General features: G+C 70.4%; 19 protein-coding genes. 6 read left to right on the plus strand and 13 right to left on the minus strand.

Annotated features, from left to right (window positions below):
* Nucleotides 1–17: 17 nt before the first annotated feature.
* Complete coding sequence (locus VHA73_07915; protein ID HVX17944.1) at nucleotides 18–947, minus strand: hypothetical protein; 930 nt, start codon at nucleotides 945–947, stop codon at nucleotides 18–20.
* A gap of 96 nt (nucleotides 948–1,043) precedes the next feature.
* A complete protein-coding gene (locus VHA73_07920) occupies nucleotides 1,044–2,705 on the minus strand; it encodes an AMP-binding protein (protein HVX17945.1) in 1,662 nt (553 codons plus the stop codon).
* 80 nt (nucleotides 2,706–2,785) lie between these two features.
* Between VHA73_07920 and VHA73_07925 the strand changes: the two genes are divergently transcribed.
* Nucleotides 2,786–3,589, plus strand: a complete 804-nt coding sequence (locus tag VHA73_07925) for an enoyl-CoA hydratase-related protein (protein HVX17946.1) — start codon at nucleotides 2,786–2,788, stop codon at nucleotides 3,587–3,589.
* 28 nt (nucleotides 3,590–3,617) lie between these two features.
* On the plus strand, nucleotides 3,618–4,121 hold the full coding sequence (locus VHA73_07930; protein ID HVX17947.1) for a DUF983 domain-containing protein: 504 nt from the start codon (nucleotides 3,618–3,620) through the stop codon (nucleotides 4,119–4,121).
* A gap of 23 nt (nucleotides 4,122–4,144) precedes the next feature.
* Here VHA73_07930 and VHA73_07935 read toward each other — a convergent pair whose 3' ends face one another.
* Nucleotides 4,145–4,621 carry a peptidylprolyl isomerase gene (locus VHA73_07935; protein HVX17948.1) on the minus strand — a complete coding sequence of 159 codons (477 nt, stop codon included), beginning with the start codon at nucleotides 4,619–4,621 and terminating at the stop codon, nucleotides 4,145–4,147.
* Nucleotides 4,622–4,711: 90 nt separating this feature from the next.
* Between VHA73_07935 and VHA73_07940 the strand changes: the two genes are divergently transcribed.
* Nucleotides 4,712–5,356 (plus strand): hypothetical protein, encoded by a 645-nt coding sequence (locus tag VHA73_07940; protein ID HVX17949.1) that lies wholly within the window; start codon nucleotides 4,712–4,714, stop codon nucleotides 5,354–5,356.
* An 18-nt stretch (nucleotides 5,357–5,374) separates the two neighbouring features.
* Here VHA73_07940 and VHA73_07945 read toward each other — a convergent pair whose 3' ends face one another.
* The 7 genes from VHA73_07945 to VHA73_07975 form a co-directional block, all read right to left on the minus strand.
* The gene (locus tag VHA73_07945) at nucleotides 5,375–6,424 is read right to left on the minus strand and encodes an oligopeptide/dipeptide ABC transporter ATP-binding protein (GenBank protein ID HVX17950.1); all 1,050 of its coding nucleotides are present in this window, start codon (nucleotides 6,422–6,424) and stop codon (nucleotides 5,375–5,377) included.
* Nucleotides 6,424–7,878, minus strand: a complete 1,455-nt coding sequence (locus VHA73_07950; protein ID HVX17951.1) for an ABC transporter ATP-binding protein — start codon at nucleotides 7,876–7,878, stop codon at nucleotides 6,424–6,426. The genes VHA73_07945 and VHA73_07950 overlap by 1 nt, the downstream gene beginning before the upstream one ends.
* Complete coding sequence (locus tag VHA73_07955) at nucleotides 7,875–8,819, minus strand: ABC transporter permease (GenBank protein HVX17952.1); 945 nt, start codon at nucleotides 8,817–8,819, stop codon at nucleotides 7,875–7,877. The genes VHA73_07950 and VHA73_07955 overlap by 4 nt, the downstream gene beginning before the upstream one ends.
* Nucleotides 8,800–9,786 (minus strand): ABC transporter permease, encoded by a 987-nt coding sequence (locus VHA73_07960; GenBank protein HVX17953.1) that lies wholly within the window; start codon nucleotides 9,784–9,786, stop codon nucleotides 8,800–8,802. Before VHA73_07960 ends, VHA73_07955 begins: the two co-directional genes overlap by 20 nt.
* Before the next feature lie 43 nt (nucleotides 9,787–9,829).
* Nucleotides 9,830–11,623: an ABC transporter substrate-binding protein gene (locus tag VHA73_07965; GenBank protein HVX17954.1), complete on the minus strand. Its 1,794-nt coding sequence runs from the start codon at nucleotides 11,621–11,623 to the stop codon at nucleotides 9,830–9,832.
* A 202-nt stretch (nucleotides 11,624–11,825) separates the two neighbouring features.
* Nucleotides 11,826–12,179 (minus strand): arsenate reductase (glutaredoxin), encoded by a 354-nt coding sequence (gene arsC, locus VHA73_07970; GenBank protein ID HVX17955.1) that lies wholly within the window; start codon nucleotides 12,177–12,179, stop codon nucleotides 11,826–11,828.
* 14 nt (nucleotides 12,180–12,193) lie between these two features.
* Nucleotides 12,194–12,874, minus strand: coding sequence for a nucleoside monophosphate kinase (locus VHA73_07975; GenBank protein HVX17956.1), 681 nt, complete (start codon nucleotides 12,872–12,874; stop codon nucleotides 12,194–12,196).
* A 125-nt stretch (nucleotides 12,875–12,999) separates the two neighbouring features.
* Between VHA73_07975 and VHA73_07980 the strand changes: the two genes are divergently transcribed.
* Nucleotides 13,000–14,130, plus strand: coding sequence for a tetratricopeptide repeat protein (locus VHA73_07980; protein HVX17957.1), 1,131 nt, complete (start codon nucleotides 13,000–13,002; stop codon nucleotides 14,128–14,130).
* A gap of 82 nt (nucleotides 14,131–14,212) precedes the next feature.
* On the opposite strand, the gene VHA73_07985 is transcribed toward VHA73_07980, so the two are convergent.
* Nucleotides 14,213–14,875 carry an O-methyltransferase gene (locus tag VHA73_07985; GenBank protein HVX17958.1) on the minus strand — a complete coding sequence of 221 codons (663 nt, stop codon included), beginning with the start codon at nucleotides 14,873–14,875 and terminating at the stop codon, nucleotides 14,213–14,215.
* Between the two features lie 88 nt (nucleotides 14,876–14,963).
* On the opposite strand from VHA73_07985, the gene VHA73_07990 reads away from it, so the two are divergent.
* Together VHA73_07990 and VHA73_07995 are read left to right on the plus strand one after the other, a co-directional pair.
* On the plus strand, nucleotides 14,964–15,803 hold the full coding sequence (locus tag VHA73_07990) for a crotonase/enoyl-CoA hydratase family protein (GenBank protein ID HVX17959.1): 840 nt from the start codon (nucleotides 14,964–14,966) through the stop codon (nucleotides 15,801–15,803).
* A 9-nt stretch (nucleotides 15,804–15,812) separates the two neighbouring features.
* Nucleotides 15,813–17,183 (plus strand): FAD-binding oxidoreductase, encoded by a 1,371-nt coding sequence (locus tag VHA73_07995; GenBank protein ID HVX17960.1) that lies wholly within the window; start codon nucleotides 15,813–15,815, stop codon nucleotides 17,181–17,183.
* Between the two features lie 65 nt (nucleotides 17,184–17,248).
* On the opposite strand, the gene VHA73_08000 is transcribed toward VHA73_07995, so the two are convergent.
* Both VHA73_08000 and VHA73_08005 read right to left on the minus strand, forming a co-directional pair.
* A complete protein-coding gene (locus VHA73_08000; protein HVX17961.1) occupies nucleotides 17,249–18,019 on the minus strand; it encodes a glycerophosphodiester phosphodiesterase in 771 nt (256 codons plus the stop codon).
* Between the two features lie 4 nt (nucleotides 18,020–18,023).
* Nucleotides 18,024–19,613, minus strand: coding sequence for an AMP-binding protein (locus tag VHA73_08005; protein ID HVX17962.1), 1,590 nt, complete (start codon nucleotides 19,611–19,613; stop codon nucleotides 18,024–18,026).
* Nucleotides 19,614–19,698 lie beyond the last annotated feature (85 nt).

Below are 19,698 nucleotides of genomic sequence, written 5' to 3' on the forward strand. Positions count from 1 at the left end.
GCCTGGCAGCGGCGTGTTCAGCGTGGGCTGCTGGATGAGATCGCCGTGCTCGCCGTTCTCGGCGCGCGGTGCGGCGCGTGCCGAGGCGGCCGCATGCCGCTTGCTTGGAAGAGGCGGATGACCCGAGCCCGCTGGCCGCGCCACGGCTCGAGCAGCTCGAGCATCCGATGCTCGTCAGCGTCGGTGTCACCGGTGAGGAACCAGGAGACCAACGAGGGGAGGCTGTGGTCGTCGAGTGGCACCGCATCGGGGTCGCCCATGGCCACGGCGGCAACTTCGGCGGCGGTCGACCGGGTCACCCCGGGAAGGTCACGAAGCCGGGTCTGGGCGTCGGCGCTCGACAACGCCAACAGGGCGGGGAGGCGGCGGGCGTGCGCGCAGATCCGCAGCAAGTGGTCGGCGTGGTCCTGCTCGACGCCCCTGATGTGCAGGTCGTAGTACGGGACGGTGGCGAGCCGGTCGGGGTCCGGCGGCACGACCAGGTCGGCGGGGCCGGGCGCCGGCTCACCGAAATCGCGCACCACCTGGCGGTAGGCCCGGCCGGCCTCGAACGTGGTCACTTGATGCTCGAGGATCGCCGGCAGGAGTGCCTCGAAGATGTGGTCGGTGCGCCCGAAGCGGAGGCCCGGAAGGCGCCGGCGCAAGCGGGAGATGACGGGATCGTCGCCGTCGTCGAAGTCGGGACCGGTGGTGTCGTGGCACCCGATCAGGGCCGGTGCCTGGGCGATGGCCCACTCCGCGCCGGGTCCCCACGCCCTGGCGGTGAAGTCGAGGCCGTCGGGCACCAGGTGGAGGGTGGCGGGGCCGTCGGGCGTGCGGCTGGCGCGCCAGGCGCTGCCGTCGCGAGCGAGGTGGAGCGTGGGGTCATCGGCGCCGCGCTGCAGCCCGACCAACGTCGCACGCAGGTCGATGGCAAAAGGGGGTCGGATCCGATGTGCTTCGGCCACGGTGCTCCGAACGATTGTTCGATATCGGATCCGACCTTACTCCTCACGGTGGCTTCACTGCCACCTCGATGCCATCTGGAGGTTCATCAGCCCCTGTCAGTCGTTCGCGTGGGTGGCCTCCGAAACACCGTCCGTAGCGACGCCGCGCGCCCACGTGTAATCGGGTTTGCCGCTCGGACTGCGGACGATGTGGGGAACACGGACGTAGGCCTTCGGGAGCTTGTAGCGGGCGACATGTGACGCCGCCGCGGCCGACAGGTCATCGTCGGCGGGGTTGCGGCCCACGCGGACCTGCACGACCGCCACGACCTCCTGCCCCCAACGCGCGCTCTCCCGGCCGACCACGAGGACGTCGTAGACGTCACGGTGGTGCTTGAGCGCGTTCTCGACCTCCTCGGCGAAGATCTTCTCCCCGCCGGAGTTGATGGTGACCGAATCGCGACCGAGCATCTCGACCGTGCCGTCACGCCGGAGCCGCGCACGGTCGCCCGGCACCGAGTAGCGCACACCGCCGACGGTGGGGAAGGTCCGGGCGGACTTGTCGGGATCACCCAGGTAGCCCAACGGCACCCGCCCGCCCTGTGCCAGCCAGCCCACCTCATCGTCGCCGGGCGACAGCACCCGGTCGAGGTCGGCGGACAACACCACCGCCGTGTCCTCTCTGGCGAACCCGGCGCCACCGTTATCAGTGCCGGTGGCGCTGCGTGCAACGGCTTGGCGACCGGACTCCGACGACCCGTACACGTCGATGATCTGGAGGTCGGGCACCGCCTCGAGGAACTGCGCCTTGGCGGCCGCGGAGAGGATGGCCCCGCCGGTGATCAAGAAGCGCAAGCGCGACAAGTCGCGTGGTTTGCGGTGCTGCTCGTCGAGCAGCGGCCGCGCGAACGCGTCGCCGACGATGAGCAGCGACGTCACCTGCTCGCGCTCGCAGGTGTCGAGCACGTCGGCGGGGTCGAGGCGCACGACGTCGTCCTGCATGACCACCGTGCCGCCTGAGCACCAGGTCGACAGCGCGTTCCAGTGGGCTGCGCCGTGCATGAGGGGCGGTGCCGGCAGGGTGCGGAGGCGCTCCCCGCGGGCGGCCCGCTCCACCAGCTCGTCGAGCGATCCGAAGTCGCTGCCGTCGCGCCGTCGCAGCCCGGTGCAGCCGACGAGGAAGTCGCTCTGGCGCCACAGCACTCCCTTGGGGTAGCCGGTGGTGCCGCCCGTGTAGAGGATGTAGAGGTCGTCGGGCGACCAGTCGTCGCGGGCCTCGTCGGGATCGGCGGCGACGAGCGCGGCCTCGTAGTCGACCGCGCCGGGGAGCAGCTCGTCGCCCGAGCCGTCGTCGACCCGGAGCAGCAGGCGCAGCGACGGCAGGTCTGGCAACACTTCGCGGAGCGTGTCGGCGTATCGGCCGTGGTAGAGGATCGCGGCGGCGCCGGAGTCCCGCAGGACGTACGACAGCTCCTCGGCCACGTACCGGTAGTTGATGTTCACGGGTGCGGTGCGGGCCCAATACGAGCCGAGCATCCCTTCGAGGTACTCGTTCCCGTTCAGCAGGTAGAGGGCGACCTGGTCGTGGGGCGACGCATAGCTGGTGGTGTCGAGCGTCCCGTGGATCCCGAGGCCCTCCGCTGCCAGGATGACCGCCAGGCGACGTGCACGGTCCACGGTGTCGGCCCAGGTGAAGCGCCGCCCCCGGAAAACCAGGCACTCGCGGTCGGGGTAGGCGTTGGCGACCGCGTTGCAGATCGCGGGGAGGGAGAAGTCCATGCCCGGAGCTTCGCATCCGGTCGGACGTGTGGGCCAAGCTGAGCCATCCAGCGCCTGCCGCCGACCGCCAGGGAGTCCCGATGGCCACCGTTCGTGTCGAACAGCCCCGTCCGGGGGTCACGTTGGTGACCCTCGACCGCCCAGATCGCCTCAACGCCATGACCGCGGAGCTGGTCGAGGAGCTCCACGCCGCCCTCGACACGATCCGCGCGGACCGGGAGTGCCGGGTGGTGGTGCTGACGGGCGCCGGGCGGGGGTTCTGTGCCGGGCTCGACCTCACCGGCTACGGCGTGCCGCCCGGCGGCGACACTTCCAACAGCCCCCAGGCTCGTCTCACGGTGCAGCAGCACATCGCCTCGCTGGTGCCGAAACTGCGGGGCCTGCGTCAGCCGGTGATCGCGGCGGTGAACGGAGCGGCGGCCGGCGGTGGTTTCGCGCTGGCGCTCGCCAGCGACGTGCGGGTGGCGGCCGCGTCGGCCAAGTTCAACGTGGCGTTCGTGCGCATCGGGCTGTCCGGTTGCGACATCGGGGTGAGCTGGTTGCTGCCACGCCTCATCGGGGCCTCCAAGGCGTTCGAGCTCTTGCTGACCGGGCGGTTCGTGCAAGCGGACGAGGCCGAGCGCATCGGCTTGGTGAGCAAGGTGGTGGGCGACGGAGAGGTGCTGGACGCCGCGTTGGGCCTGGCTGATCTGATCGTGGCGAACAGCCCGTTCGGCGTGTGGATGACCAAGGAGGTGATGTGGTCGCAGCTCGAGGTCCCGAGCTTGACTGCGGGAATCGACCTGGAGAACCGCACGCAGATCGTGGCCACCTTCACCGAAGACCACCCCGAAGCGCTCCGTTCCTTCCTCGAGCGACGACCGCCGCAGTTCGAGAACCGCTGAGCGCCTGAGCGGCGGTACCGTGATCGCGATGTCGGAGCAGCCCGTAGCGGTCGCTCGTCCTCGCACGCTCGCCTGGCGGGCGCTCCGCCTTCGTTGCGCCCGGTGCGGCGCCCCGCACGTGATGCAGGACTGGTTCCACCTGCGCAAGCGGTGCCCGGGCTGCGGATGGGAGTTCGAGCGCGTGGAAGGCGCGTTCTTGGGTTCCTACCTGATCAACTTGTGCCTGATCCTGACCGTGCTGTTCGTCGTGTGCTTCACGTTCCTGCTCGTGAAGAACGCCTGGCCGTCGTCGAGTTACGTGCCGGCCCTGGTGATCGCCTTGGCCGCCGCGGTGGGCGTGCCGATCTTCGGTTACCCGTTCTCGAAGACCGGGTGGGTGGCGATCGAGGTCGGCCTCGGCGGCCATGACCTCATGGCCGAGATCGAAGCCGCGCTGGCCGCCGAGCGATCCGTGCGGGATCGCCTCCCTGGGGACGACGACGATGGCGAAGCCGACGGTGGACGTGGCGGAGAGCCGCAGGGCGGCCGATAGCGACGCTCAGCCGGTGGTCAAGGTCAGCCGCGGGCTCGCTCGGTGATGGTGACCGTGTTCATCTTGTCGCCGACCTGCACCGCCTGGGCGACGTCGACCCCTTCGGTCACGTGGCCGAACAGGTTGTAGCTCTTGGCGAGCTTCTGCTGGCAGTCGTCGATGCAGATGAAGAACTGCGAGCCGTTGGTGTCGGGCCCGGCGTTCGCCATGGCCACTGCGCCCAGCACGTACTCGGTCTTCACGGGCTCGTCGGCGAAGCGGTAGCCAGGGCCGCCGCGTCCCGTGCCGTCGGGGTCGCCGCCTTGGATGACGAACTCGGGCACCACACGGTGGAACGTGAGACCGGTGTAGAAGCCGTCGCGGGCGAGGCTCACGAAGTTGTTGACGGTGTTGGGCGCGAGCTGCGGGTCGAGCTCCATCACGATGCGACCGCGGTCGGTGTCGAGGGTGACCTCGTAGACGGTGTCGAGGTCGATCTGCATTTCGGGGGGCTGGGCCATCTGGCCAGGATGGCACACGGGGTGCCCCACGGCCGCCAGACGGCGCGAACCCCCGGTCGGTCGGCGCCCGCGGCCGGTAGCTTGCCCGCCATGGCATCCGGCACTTCCACGTCCCGCGTCGGCTTGCGCGCCGCCACCGCCGCCCTGGCGGCGCAGAGCGCGGTGTTCGCTGACCTGATCGACACGCACGGCCCGGTGCGGCTCGGACGGCCGGAACGGAGCGGCGACCGGTTCGAGTCGCTTGCCAACGCCATCGTGTTCCAGCAGCTCCACGGCAACGCTGCCCGCACCATCTGGGGCCGGGTCCGGGCGCTGGTCGACGGTCCGTTCACCCCGGAAGCCGTCGCGGCGGTGCCGTTCGACGACCTTCGCGTCGCCGGGCTGTCGGGCAGCAAGGCCGCCTCGGTGCATGACCTCGCCCAGCGGGTGACCGTCGGCGACGTGTCGCTCGAGCGCATCGGTCGCCTGGCCGACGAGGACGTGATCGACCACTTGACGCAAGTGCGAGGCATCGGTCGGTGGACCGCGCAGATGTTCCTGATCTTCAACTTGCGCCGGCTCGACGTGTGGCCGACCGGCGACTACGGCGTGCGGGCCGGGTACGCCCGGGCGTTCGGCCTGGCCGCGATGCCCGATGCCAAGGAGCTCGAGCCGCTCGGCGACGAGCTTCGCCCCTATCGGAGCTTGGCCGCCTGGTACTGCTGGCGGGCCGCCGACACGGTCACGCCGGCGTGACCCACCCGCACCGAAGCGTCAGGCCGGAGTGGGGCTGGCCGCCGCGCCGTTGATCTCCACCGGCACCGCCTGCTCGCCGACGAGCGGGAAGTGGCAGGCCACGTAATGCTCGTCGGCCACCTCGCGGACCTCCGGTTCCCGTTCGGCGCAGAGGTCCTGGGCCCGGTCGCACCGGGTGCGGAACCGGCAACCGGACGGTGGCTGCAACGGGGAGGGGATCTCGCCGCCGATCGTGGGCCGGTCTTCCGGTCGGATCTCCGGGTCCGGTACCGGGATCGCGCCGAGCAGCGCCGCGGTGTAGGGGTGCGCGGGCGCGGCGTACAAGGTGTCGGGCGCGCCGACCTCGCACAGCTTCCCGAGGTACATGACGGCCACCCGGTCGCTGATGTTCTTCACCACGGCGAGGTCGTGGGCGATGAAGATCATCGTGAGCCCGTAGCGGGCCTTCATGTCCTCGAGCAGGTTGAGGATCTGCGCCTGGACCGACACATCGAGCGCGGAGACCGGCTCGTCGCAGATGATCAGCTTGGGTTCGGTGGCCACCGCGCGGGCGATCGAGATGCGCTGGCACTGCCCGCCGGAGAACTGGAACGGGCGCCGACCACGGGTGACGTCGGGGTCGAGGCCCACCACGTCGAGGAGCTCGGCGACCTTGGCGTCACGGGACTTGTTGTCGCCGATCTTCCAGATGTCGAGACCTTCTCGGACGATGGTCTCGACCTTGCGGCGCGGGTTGAGCGACGAGATCGGGTCCTGGAAGATCATCTGCATCCGCGTGCGGACATGGCGCAGGACCTTGCCCTTGGCGCCGGCGATGTCACGACCCTCGAACACGACCCGGCCGCTCTTGGGTGCCGGCAGCTGCATGATGGCCCGGCCCGTGGTGGACTTGCCGCAGCCGGACTCGCCGACGAGCCCCAGCGTCTCGCCCTCGCGGACGTCGATGCTGATGCCCGTGACGGCGTGGACCTTGCGGCCGCGCCCGGCTGGGAATTCGACGACGAGATCCTCGACGCGCAACAGAACGTCGTCCGCGTCGCGCAGGTGGGCGGTTCCGGTGCCGGCCATCAGTCGCCGTCCTCGTGTTCCGTTGGTTGGCGCACGCGCAGCGGCGTGGCTCGCCGCCGGATCCGCACGCGCGGCAAGTGTCTCGCGGTCGGGTCTGCGCCACCGTCGGCCGGTGCCGCCGCGTCGGCCATGACGCCCGCGGTTGGCGTGCCCGCAGCAGCCTCGCCGGGTGCCTCGGCCCGCGTTGGTTCCTCGCCTTCGCTCCGCGCCACGCCGGCGGGCTCGGTCGGCTCCGCGGGCTCGGCGGTGGGCCCGGGCTCGTCCGCCCCGTCGGGTTCGCGGCCCTGCGCGTCCGGTGGTCCGCCGTTGGCATCGGGGGTGGTGGCCCCGATCTCGGCGGCGGCCTGCTCTTGCGCTTCGACGGTCGTGGCGATCTGGATGGTGTCGGTGACGGTCTCGCCGATCGCCACGCCGGCGACGTCGCGGGCGTCGAGGTCGACGGGGAACCAGCAGCGGTACTCGTGGCCGTTGCCGTCGTCGAGCAGGGGTGGTTCCTGAGCCCGGCACCGGTCGCGGACATACGGGCATCGGGCTGCGAACTTGCAGCCTGGTGGGGGGTCGAGCAGGTTCGGCGGCCGACCCGTGATGGCGGCGAGGCGGGTGTGGCTGGGGTTCTCGAGCCGGGGAATCGACCGCAGCAACGCTTCGGTGTACGGGTGCCGGGTGTGGCGGAACAGGCTGGTGGTCGCTGCTCGTTCGACCACTCGCCCGGCGTACATCACGGCGATCTCGTCGGCCCGCCCGGCGACCACGCCGAGGTCGTGGGTGACCAGGACCATCGCCATGAAGCGGTCCTGCTGTTGTGCCTGCAGGAGATCGAGGATCTGCGCCTGCACGGTGACGTCGAGCGCGGTGGTGGGCTCGTCGGCCAGCAACAGGCGGGGGCCGCAGGCCAGCGCGATGGCGATCATGATCCGCTGGCGCATGCCACCCGACATCTCGTGGGGGTATTGGCGCAGCCGCCGGGTGGGCTCGGGGATGCCGACCGACTCGATCAGGCGGATCGCCGTCGCAGTGGCGTCGGCCCGGCTCATCCCGAGGTGGACCCGCAGCGGCTCGGTGATCTGGTTCCCGACGCGCATGACCGGGTTGAGCGCGGTCATGGGGTCCTGGAAGACCATCGAGATCTGCGTGCCCCAGTAATCGCGGAGCTCGTCCTCGGGTTTGCCGAGGAGCTCCACGCCGTCGAACTTCACGCTGCCGCTGCGCACCGCGTTGGCGGGGGTGAGACCCATGATCGAACGGCTGAGCACGGACTTGCCCGAGCCGGACTCGCCCACGATGCCGAGAGTGCGGCCGCGCTCGAGTCGCAGCGACACGCCGTCGACGGCGCGCACCGTGCCGGCGGGCACCCGGAAGGTGGTGTGGAGGTCCTCGACCAGCAGCAGGGGACCCTCGGACTGGTCGGTGTCGGCGCTCGGCTCGACGATGTCGGCCGTCTCGGCGGGGCTCACAGCGCGCTCTCCCGGACTTCGAAGTGCTCCTGGATCGCGTCGCCCATGAAGTTGAGCGCGAACACGGTCAAGAACATGGCGGCGGACGGCATGAACACCGTGTAGGGGTTGTCGCGGAAGGTGGTCTGGCCGCCCGCGATCACCGCCCCCCATGACGTGATGCCGGTCGAAGGGGTGATGCCGGCACCGATGATGCTCAACCCACCCTCGGCGATGATCGCCACGGCCACGCCGAGCAGCGCGATCGACGCCATGGAGGGCCACACGTTGGGCAACACCTCCCGGAACAGGATCCGCATGTTGGTGGCGCCTTGGGCTTTGGCGGCGAGCACGAACTCGCGCTCGCTCCACGTCAGCGCGGACGCGCGGGTGATGCGGGCCAGGATCGGGATCGACACGATGCCCAGGGCCAACATCAGCACGACCTGCTGCGGCAGCCCGTTGCCACCGGACCCGCCGCTCTGGCCCCCGCGCAGGAACGTGGCGAGTGCCAGCGCGAGCACCAGCGCCGGGAACGCGAGGACCGCGTCGGCGATGCCGGTGAGGACCGTGTCAGTGGTACCCCGGAAGTACCCGGCCACCAGGCCCATCAGGCCGCCGATGAGGGTGCCGGCGACGACGGCCACGACTGAGATCGCCAGCGAGGTGCGGGCGCCCCAGATGACCTGTGACAGCAGGTCGCCGCCGCTCGCATCGCCGCCGAGGAGGTGGCCGAGATCGCGGAACGGGCCGAGGTTCTTGACCGCCAGGCTCGTGTCGCTGAGCGCCGGCATCGGCAGGACCGGCGCCAGCAGCGCGAGCCCGACGATCAGGACGAGCCAACCGGCGGCCAGCCAGAAGCCCCATGAGAACTTCTTGCGGTCCAGTGCGCGGATCTCGGGCGCGGGCGCGGCGAGCAGGACCGCGGGGTCGGTGCCGGCGTCAGTGCGCAGGTCGGACATTGCGAATCCTCGGGTCGAGCACGCTGTACAAGATGTCGATGATGAAGATCACGACCACGTAGACGGCCGCGATGAGCGCGACGAGGCTCTGCACCGCCACGTACTGGCGCCGGCTGATCGCGTCGCCGAGCAGGAAGCCCATGCCGTTGAGACGGAATAGCACCTCGATCACGATGGCGCCGCCGATCAGCGTGCCGACGTTCAACCCCGCGACGGTGAGCAAGGTGAGGCTCGAGGGGCGCAGGGCGTGGCGCCACAGCACCCGTTTCGACGACATGCCCTTGGCTTTGGCCACCAGCACGAAGTCCTCGCGCAGGGTCTGGATCATGTCGGTCCGCAACAGCCGCTGGTACACCGCGATCTGCGCGACCGCGAGCGAGATCACCGGGATGATCATCGACTTGACGTAGGGGCCGATGCCCTGGCCTATGCCGTGGTAGTCGCTGACGTAGGTCCATTTCAGCTTGACGCCGAAGAAGTACACGAGCACGAGCGCGAGGGCGAAGTTGGGTATCGCCAACCCCGCGAACAGCACGCCGTTGGTGATCCGGTCAGCCCGCTTGCCCGCGCGGTGCGCGGCGAACACACCGAGCGGTATGGCGATCCCGAGCGCGAGGAGCTGCGACCACACGAGCAGCTGCAGCGAGATCGGGAACGCCCTGCTGACCGACTCCGACACCGGCCGCTTGTTGCCGATGCCGAGGTAGTAGTAGCCGAGGTCGCCGTGGACGAAGTCCTTCAACCAGTAGCCGTAGCGCTGCAGGAGCGGCTTGTCCTCGTGGAGGTCGTGGCGGATCTCCTGTTGGTACGCCACGATCGTGTGCGCGTTCTCGCCGGTGGTCTGCACCGGCACCAGCAGCTTCTCCGGCTTGCCCGGCAGGAACGAGACCAGCAGGAAGCTGAAGAACGTGACCAGGATGAGTACGGCGATGAGTGTGATGACCTTCCTGGCGTAGAAGACGACCATCGAGTGACCTACCCGCCCCCTCGCCCGGGGCCCGCCGTGGGTGTCACTTGGACACCCACAAACCGGCCGGAGAGTCGCCGTTCAACAGGCCGTACCACGGCTTGGTGCCGTCGGGCAGCGGAGGCCCGAGGATGCCGTGCACGTTGGTGGCCGTGGCGATGGTCCACGGTGAGTAAGCGCCCCACACGTAGTACGCCTGGGTGGCGAACCGGTCGTTGATGGCGCCGTACACGGCGTTCTCGTCCTTCGGATCGATGTTGGCGATCTTCGGGTCTGCCTTCACCGCGTCACTCCCCGGCTTCAAGCAGCCCGTGACGTCCATGGCCGAGCGGCCGACGTCGAGCAGGCAGTTGATGACCGGGTCGTTGTAGCGGGCGAAGTTCACGGGGTTGCCGTTGCCGTACCACCAGACGTACTGGTTGTCGGGGTTGGTGCCGCCGTAGTTGCGCCACGTGACCATCTGGAAGTCACCGGAGATGGCGTTGTTGATCAGCTTCGCCTGCTCCAGCGTGGTGATCGTCACCTTGAAACCGACCTTTTGGAGGTCGGCCTGGGCGAGCTGGGCGGTGCGCACGGTCTCGGAGTCGGGCGTGGCGCTGATCTGGAAGCTGGTCGGCTTGCCTTCCTGCTTCAGCTTGGCGACCAGCGCCTTGGCGGCCGCGGGGTCGTACTTCGGGTAGCCGGTGTCGTGGTAGCCCTTCTGCCCGGGCGGGAAGGCGCTCTGGCCGAGCGGCGGCACACCGTCGCCGACGAGCTCGTTGGCCTTCTCACGGTTGATGGCCATGGACACGGCTTGGCGCGTCTCGAGGTCGTTGAACGGCGCCTTCGCGGTGTTGAACATGAAATGGCCGATCTCGGTGTCGTGCACGCTCGTGATCATGTTGACCTTGCCGGCGTCGGCGTCCGACCGGAGCTTCTGGATCGACGCACCGCTGGAGGTGTGCATGGCGTTGATCGAGCCGGCCTCGAGGTTGCTGAGGCGGGTCGGGCCATCGGGGATCGGCTTGTAGATGATCTTGTCGAGGTAGGGGAGCTGCTGGCCGTTGGCGTCCTTGAGCCAGTAGTTCGGGTTGCGGACCATCGTGTAGTGGTCGTTCGGCACCCACTGCTGCAAGATGAACGGGCCGGTGCCCACCAGGTCCTTGGCGCACGAGCTGGGGTCGGCGTTGAGCTGCTTCTCGCCCATGATCCCCACGCGGGCCTGGCCGAAGAGGGCGGCGTCGAAGCGGACCCACGGCTGGTGCATGGTGACCACGACGTCGTTGCCCTGCACGGCGGTGGTGGCGATGTTCTTGAACGTGAAGATGAACAGCAGCGGGTGGCGGGCGGGCAGCGCGCCGCGGTACGCGTCGAGGTTGTCCTTGATGACCTGCGCGGTGAGCGGCGTGCCGTCGCTGAACTTCACACCGGCGCGCGGCGTGATGGTCCACGTCTTGTAGTCGTCGGAATGGGTGACCTTGGAGGCCAGGAACGGGTGGTACTGGCCGTCGGCGCCCGGCGCTGTGAGCGTGTCGTACACGCTGCGGATGATCTGCTCACCGGAGATGTCGGCCTGGGCTTCGGGCAGGCAGTAGCCACCCTCGTCCTCGGCCTCGAGGCCGTACGTGACGGTGCCGCCGCGAACCGGCGTGAGCCCGGCGTCGGGTTCGCCCGGCGTCTTAGGGGAGGGGCGGATGTCGACACCGAGGAACGCCCCCTTGCCCTGCTTGAAGAGGTCGACGCTCGAGCTGCTGCTGCCGCCGCCCTTGCCGCCGCACGAGGCGACGAAGAGCAGGCCCACAGCGACCATCGTGAAGAACGTGCCGAAGCGACGGACGCGGTTGGCGGTGCTTCTCATGGATCCCCCTGAGGTCATTTCTGCGGTGATGTTGTGGTGCTGGGACCGGTCAGCCCGATGGAGCGCAGCTGTGACCGGCTTCACTGCCGGGCAAGTGCGTACGTTATAGCCGCTCCGATTGACCCGCGGGTCAACCTTCGTTCGACGATCCAGAATCCGTGGCGCAGCAAGCGATCGCGACAGCCCACGCCGATCCTCACTGTCAGCCGAGCAGCTCTTGGACCCGCTCGGGCGGGCGGGCGATCACGGCCCGATCACCGAGCACCACGATGGGCCGCTCCAGCAGGATCGGGTGCTCGACGATCGCGTCGAGCAGCGCGGATCCCGACACCGCGTCGAGGCCTTGCTCCGCATACACGGCCTCGCCGGTGCGCATCATCGCCCGCGGATCGTCGATGCCGAGTTGGCGCATCAACGTCGTGAGCTCCGCGCGCGTGGGCGCGTCGGCCAGGTATTCCCGGTATTCGGCCGGCGCGTCGCGCTCGGCGAGCAGGTCGCGGGTCTGGCGGCACTTGGAGCAGCGCGGGTTGAACCACACGGTGCAGGCGTCAGTCATCCATCGGCTCCTTGTCACTTCGGGTGGGGGGCGCCAGCCGCCAATCGGCTGGTCACGGTGGCGTGCACACGCTCTGCGACCTCGTCGGGGCTGCCGGTGCCGTCGATCTCGGCCAGCAGGCTGCGCGCGGCGAGCCAGTGCAACAGCGGGCCGGTCTCGCGCTCATAGATCGCCAGGCGACGCTCGATCGCGTCGGGAAGGTCATCGTCGCGTCGCACGGCAGGCCCGTGCCCGAGCGGGCATGGCACCTCCGCGACCGACGGGTCGTCAACGGTGACCACCGTCCCGCAGACCGGGCACACCCGTCGCCGGGCCATGCGCGCCAGCACGTCGTCGACCGGCACCTGCAGCTCGATCGCGAGGTCGAGCCCGACGTCCGGCAGCGCCCGGAGGAACGTCTCGGCCTGGCGGACCGTGCGGGGGTAGCCGTCGAGTACGACACCGCCCCGCGCCCAGTCGCCGGCCCGCGCTTGTTCGCTGATCAGCTCCAACATCACGTCATCGTCGACGAGCGCGCCTCGCTCCACCGTGGCGGCCACACGGCGGCCGAGATCACTCTGCGCGGCGATGGCTGCCCGCAAGAGGTCGCCGGTGGAGACGTGGGTGAGCTGCAGGCGCTCGGCGAGTCGGGCCGCCTGCGTTCCCTTGCCCGAGCCTTGCCGGCCGACGACGGCGAGACGGGGGCGGTGCGGCACGCGCTCGGTCTACCACCCGCGCCGACCCGGGTCGTCCGTCACGGTGCGCGCTGGGAGCCGGCACCGCCGGCGCGGTAGGTTGGCCCGCCGATGCCGACGACGACCCCGTGCCCCCGAGGCGTCCGATGACCGACCCACGAGCGACGGCCGTGCGACCTGCTCGCGGCGGTTCGCCTGCGGAGCGCCGGACGATCTCCGACTTGCCGCCGGGCGAGGAGCGGGGTCTGGCCCTCCTGGCGCTGGCCGCGCACCGGCGCGATGCCGACGAGCCCGAGCGCGCCGCGGGTCCCGCATTCGCGGCCTGCCGGGAGCTGATCGGTGCCGGTCGTTGCGTCGCCGCAGCTCGAGCGCTGCGCATCGCCGGACTGGCGCTGGTCCTGATCGGTCGCAGCGGCGAGGCCGTGCCGCGGCTGCGCGGCGCACGGGAGAGCCTCGAGGCGGCAGGGGCCGGGGACGTCACCCTGGCTGGGGTCGACGTCACGCTCGCAGAGGCGTTGCGGGCCCTCGGCTATGCGTCCGCCGCACGTACCTGCCTCGAATCCGCCCGCTCCACCTACGCGGCGGCCGGTCACACCGAGCTGCTGCCCACGATCGATCACGACCTGGCGATCTTCCAAGCCGAGCTCGGCGACGTGCACGGCGCGATCGACCAGCTCGTGGCCGTCCGCAAGCAGTTCCTCGAAGCGCGCGACCGGGAAGGCGTCGCGGCGTGCTCGCACAACACGGGCTTGTTGCTCCACGACCTCGGCCAGCTCGACGACGCCGCGGAGTACCTCCAAGAAGCTCGCCGCATCTTCGCGGCAGTAGGCCATGGCGCCGAAGCGGCGGCCTGCGACCAGAACCTCGGCGTCGTGTTCCATGACATGGGCAGGCCCGAGGAAGCCGCGGCCCGGCTGCTCGATGCCCGCAAGGCGTTCGCGCAGGCCGGCGCCCGCCGCAGCGTGGGGGAGTGCGACCACAACCTGAGCGTGGTACTCACCGTGCTCGGCCGCCCCGAAGAGGCAGCCGAGTGCCTGCGCAGGGCCGAAGCCGTAGGCGTGCGCGCCCCGGCCGACACCGGGACCCAACCAGCCGTGCCCGCGGTCGCGCAGGAGCCGGCGGTGGCTTCCGCACCGGCGGGCGCCCCGCCCCCAGCCGGGCAGGTGCCCGGCGCGGACGGTCGGGCTGCGGCTATTGGGGCGGTTGCCGTGTCGCCAGGTCGTGGCGAACCGCGGCGACCGCGGTTGGTGGCCGATCGCCAGGCCCAACCGGCCTGACCCCCGCGGTGCAGCAGGCCTGATCGCGGACCCGGGCGGGCGAGATCGGACGGAGCGGCCCGAGGGACCGACTCGGCCAGCGTCAGCGACGGCGCGCCAGGGTGAGGCCGTCGGCGAGCGGGAGCAGCACCGATTCCATCCGCTCGTCCGCGGTGACATGGTCGTTGAAGGCGCGAATCGCTGCGACGGATTCGTGGTCATCGTCGGCCGGCGGTGCCGCGGCGTTCCCGTTCTGGAGCACGTTGTCGGCCACGAGCAGGCCGCCGGGACGCAGGCGCGGCACCAACTCCTCGTAGTAGTCGAGGTAGCCGGTCTTGTCCGCGTCGACGAACGCGAAGTCGACGACCGGATCGGTCGGGAGCGCACGCAAGGTGTCGATGGCGGGAGCGATGCGGAGCTCGATCCGATCACCGACGCCGGCCACACCCCAGTACTTGCGCGCCATCGCGGTGAACTCCTCGCTCACGTCGCAGCACAGCAAGTGGCCGCCGTCGGCCAGACCGCGGGCGATGCAGATCGACGAGTAGCCGGTGAACGTGCCAACCTCGACGGCGTTGGTGGCGCCGACCAGGCGCACCAGCAGCGTCATGAACGCCCCTTGGTCGGGGCCGATCTGCATCCCTGAGATCGGCCCGAGCGCGGCGGTCTCCTCGGCGAGGTCGCGCAGCACCTGGTCGGGCTGCGCGGCATGCGCGCCGACGTAGGCGGCGAGTCGGTCGTCGAGCAGGAAGGAGCGGGGAGACATGGCCGCAGTATGCCGAACGCAGGACCCGTCGTGGCGGGCGCGGCCCGCGCGTGGCGCGACCGCGGTCCACGCGGTGCAGACTCTGTCCATGAGCGATCGCGTGACCGTGACCATGGACGGCGGGGTGGCCGACGTCCGGATGAATCGCCCCGACAAGCGCAACGCGCTGGATCCCGCGATGTTCGAGGCGCTCGTCGTGGCGAGCGATGAGCTGGCCGCCGACCCGTCGGTGCGGGCGGTCGTGCTCTCCGGCGAAGGCGTGTCGTTCTGTGCCGGCCTGGACTTTTCGAGCTTCCAGGCGATGGCGGGCTCCGACGCTCCGCCGAGAGCAGAAGGAGCGGGCAAGCCCCGGCTTCCCCGCGAGCTCGGCGCGCGCGACGACGGCCGCATCACCAACCGGCCGCAGCAGGCCGCGTGGGGATGGGCCGAGCTACCGGTGCCGGTCATCGCCGCCGTGCACGGCCACGCCCTCGGCGGTGGGTTCCAGATCGCCATGGCGGCCGACATCCGCATCACCGCCCCCGATGCCAAGTTCTCCGTGCTGGAGATCCGCTGGGGGCTGGTGCCCGACATGACCGGTGTTCCGCAACTCGTCCGCCACGTCGGCCTCGACGTCGCCAAAGAGCTGACGTGGACCGGTCGGATCGTCAGCGGTACCGAAGCCGTGGAGCTCGGGCTCGCCACCCGCACGTCCGATGACCCTCGCACCGACGCGCTCGCGCTCGCACACGAGATCGCCGGCAAGAACCCCCACGCGATCCGGGCCGGGAAGCGTCTGCTCCACGACGTCGATCAGCGGCCGCTGGCCGAGTCGCTCGTCGCCGAGTCCATCGAGATGGGTCAGCTGATCGGCTCGCCGAACCAGGTCGAGGCCGTCACTGCCTACTTCGAGCAGCGCGAGCCGCAGTTCGCGGATCCGGAGGCCTGACCTCCTGCCGTGCCGCCGTCGCTGCCGCCCGACGTCGCCCGCGCCCTGCGCGACATCGTCGGCGCGGCCAACTTCCTCACCGACGCGGACCTGACCGCGACGTACGCGGTCGACTGGACCGGCCGGTTCCGGGGCGCCACACCGGCCGTCGTCCGGCCCGGCAACACCGCCGAGATCGCCGCGGTCGTGTCGGTGTGCGCCGCCGAGGCCGTCGCCTTGGTGCCCCAAGGCGGGCGGACCGGTCTCGTCGGCGGCTCCGTCCCGCTGGCGGGGGAAGTCGTGATCAGCACGCACCGGTTGAGCACGGTCGAACCGGTCGACGACACAGCCGGGCAGCTCACCGCCGAGGCCGGGGCGCCGGTGGCGTCTGTGCAGCACGCCGCGTTCGCGGCCGGGTGGATGTACGGCATCGACTTCGCCGCGCGGGACTCCGCGTCGATCGGCGGCACCATCGCCACCAACGCCGGCGGCCTCCACTTGCTGCGCTACGGCGGCACGCGCCACCAACTGCTCGGCGTCGAGGCGGTGCTGGGCGACGGTTCGGTCGTGTCGCACCTCGGTGGGCTCATGAAGGACAACACCGGCTACGACCTGGCCGGCCTGTTGTGCGGCTCGGAAGGCACGCTCGGCATCGTCACCAGGGCGCGCCTCCGGTTGCATCCGCCGGCGCCCGCACGGGTGGTGGCCATGGTGGGCTTCACGTCGGTGGCCCTCGCTCTGGTGGCCGCGGGGGCCTTGCGCCGTTCGCTCCCATCGCTCGAAGCGTGCGAGCTGGTGCTGGCACCCGGGCTCGAGCTCGTGGCACGCGTCAGCGGTCACCGCCCGCCGTTCGAGGCCATCCCTCCGGCCGCGCTGGTGGTCGGCTGCGCGGGGCTCCTCGACTCGACCGACGAGCTGGCCGCGGCCGTCGACGCACTCGACGGGGTCGTCGACGTGGCGGTCGCCGAGGAGCGCGCCCGGCGCGCCGAGCTGTGGCACTGGCGCGAGGGCCACACGGAGGCGATCGGCACGTTGGGCGCACCCCACAAGCTGGACGTCACGCTCCCGGCGGCGACCCTCGTCGAGTTCCTCGAGCGGGTGACGGGCGCAGTGACGGCCGTGGCCGGCACGGCACAGGTGTGGTTGTTCGGCCACGCAGCCGACGGCAACGTCCACGTGAACGTCACCGGTGTCGAGCCCGACGACGAGCGCGTCGACGACGCCGTGCTGCGGCTGGTGGCCGGCCTCGGCGGCAGCATCTCCGCCGAGCACGGCATCGGCACCGCGAAACGGCGGTGGCTGACGCTGAACCGCTCGCCCGAGGAGCTGGCCGCGTTCCGGGCGATCAAGTCGGCGCTCGACCCCGCAGGCATCCTCAACCCCAACGTCCTGCTCCCCTGATCCCACCCTGCTGCGCGTGAAGAGCGACCGCGATGGTGGGATTTTGCGGGCAGAAGGCGACTTGTTCAGGGGCGGGGGGTCCAGTCGCCGCGGCGCTCGAGCACGTCGCGCAGGACGGTCGGGCGGTCGGTCATCAAGCCGTCGACGCCGAGGTCGAGCAGCTCCACCATCTCAGTGGGGTCGTCGATGGTCCACACGTGGACTTGCAGGTCGCGGGCATGGGCCGTGTCGACGAAGCGCTGGTCGACGATCGTGAGGCCCTTGGCGCGGTGCGGGACCTGCACGCAGCCCGCATCGAACGCTCCTGCGGGAAGGTGGAAGGAAGCGCCGCGCAGGCGGGCCACGCCGCGCGGGCCGAGCGACGTGCACAGCTCAGGTCCGAGCAGTTCGCGGATCTGGGCGAGGCGCTTGTCGGAGAACGAACCGATGCACACCCGCTCGACGCTCCCGGTGCGGCGGATGACCTCGGCCAGCGGTTCGACGGTCTCGTCGTGCTTGGGGTCGATGTTGATGCGCACGTCGGGCCAGGCGCCCAGCAGGTCTTCCATCAACGGGATGGGTTCGCGGCCGTCGACGCGCGCCTCGGCGACCGTGGCGTAAGGCAGCTCGGCGATGGTGCCGGTGCGGTCGGTGACGCGGTCGAGGCGGTCGTCGTGGAAGGCCAGCAGCACCCCGTCGGCGGTGAGGTGCACGTCGGTCTCGAGGTAGCGGTAGCCGAGCGACACTGCCGCCTCGAACGCGGGCATCGTGTTCTCGGGCGCGTCGCTCGCGCCGCCGCGGTGGGCGAACGCGAGCGTGCCGGGATGGTCGAGGAACGTCCAGCGGCTGGCCGGCACGTCCTCAGGCTCCCGCAGCTGGCGCAGCGGCGTCAGGCCAGAAACGGTCGCGGACGAGGCGCTTGTAGAGCTTCCCCGTGGGGTGGCGCGGCAGCTCGGGGTCGAAGTCGATCGTGCGAGGACACTTGTAGTGCGCGAGGTGCTCGCGGCAGTACGCGATCAACTCGTCGGCGAGGTCCTGGTTGGCGTCCACACCCGGGGCGACTTGGACCACCGCTTTGACTTCTTCGCCCATCTCCTCGTTGGGCACCCCGATCACCGCGACGTCGTCGACCTTGGGGTGCAGCGCGAGGAGGTTCTCGGCCTCCTGGGGGTAGATGTTCACGCCGCCCGAGATGATCATGTGGGCCTTGCGGTCGGTGAGGTAGAGGAAGCCGTCAGCGTCGAGGTAGCCGATGTCGCCGAGCGTCGACCACTCGGGGTGGCTCGGGTTACGGGACTCGGCGGTCTTGGCGTCGTCGTTGTGGTATCGGAACTCGCCGCCGCCGAAGTAGATCGTGCCGGCCTCGCCCGCCGCGACCTCCTCACCGTCGGGGCCGCAGATGTGGATCTGTCCCTGGAGGGCGGTGCCGACGGTGCCGGGGTGTGCGAGCCACTGCTCGCTGTTGCAATAGACGAACCCGTTGCCCTCGGTGCCGGCGTAGTACTCGTGGATGATCGGACCCCACCACTCGATCATCGCCTGCTTGGCCTCGACCGGGCAGGGTGCTGCGGCGTGCACCACGTGGGTCAGGCTCGACACCTCGTAGCGGCTGCGCACCTCCTCGGGCAGCTTGAGGAGGCGGATGAACATGGTGGGCACCACCTGCGTCTGCGTGACCTTGTAGCGGTCGATCAGCGCGAGGTACTGCTCGGGGTCGAATCGGGTCATCACGATCACGGTGCCGCCGGCGCGCTGGGCCGACATGCAGAACCGCAGCGGTGCGGCGTGGTACAGCGGCGCGGGCGACAGGTAGATGGACCCTGGTTGGAAGCCGAACAGCATGCTGGTCAACAGGACCAGCGCGTTCGGCGAGCCCATCTCGCCCGCCGGCAACGGCAGGTCAACGCCTTTGGGACGGCCGGTGGTGCCCGAGCTGTACAGCATGTCGACGCCTTCGACGTAGTGGTCGAGGTCGCTGCTGTCGAGGCCGTCGACCGAGTCCTCGTAGGAGTCGTAGCCGGCGATGATGCCGTCGAGCATGAGGCGGGGGAGCTCACCGGTCAGCGGCACCAGCTCGGCCGCCTGGTGGGCCAGGTAGCGGCTGGTCACGTACGCGCGGGCACCGCAGTCACCGATGATGTACGCGGCCTCTTCGGCCGTCAGCCGGGAGCTGATCGCCGTGAAGACGAGGCCGGCGTAGTCACATCCCCAGGCCACCTCGAGGTAGCGCGGATGGTTCTCCATGCAGAACGCGACGTGGTCACCAGGCTGGAGGCCCTGCCCTTGGAGCCACCGGGCGAGGCGGTTGGCGCCGGCGTGGAGCTCGGCGTACGTCGTGATGTCGCCCGTGTCCGCCATGATCTGCGCGGGGGCGTCGGGTTGTGCCGCCGCTCGCGCGCCGGGCCACCAGGGGTGCTCGTCGGCGGCCGGGTTCGTCTCATCGGGAGCCATGGCGCGGGACCCTAGTCGTCGGCCCCTTGCCGTCGACCCGGCCGCGCGGGGACGAGCGCCCGACCAGCCGGACGGGGCCGGTAGA

The organism is Acidimicrobiales bacterium (genome assembly GCA_035547835.1).
Taxonomy (GTDB): domain Bacteria; phylum Actinomycetota; class Acidimicrobiia; order Acidimicrobiales; family Iamiaceae; genus DASZTW01.